We start from the raw sequence: 230 nt of genomic DNA, 5'->3' as shown, positions 1-230 counted from the left end.
AGCCGCCTTCGGGCGGCTGTGTGTTGAAACTTACAAAAAATCCACTACTGCCCTAGAAATGAACGCCAGCCGCCTTCGGGCGGCTGTGTGTTGAAACTATTGAATTGGATTTGATAGATGAGTATGGAATGGCCAGCCGCCTTCGGGCGGCTGTGTGTTGAAACACGGCTTATCTAGGATTAGACCCTAGAAAATATCACCAGCCGCCTTCGGGCGGCTGTGTGTTGAAA

The sequence above is a fragment of the Neisseria sp. HMSC069H12 genome, from assembly GCF_001812735.1.
GTDB lineage: Bacteria > Pseudomonadota > Gammaproteobacteria > Burkholderiales > Neisseriaceae > Neisseria > Neisseria subflava.
This window is presented reverse-complemented; position numbering follows the sequence as displayed.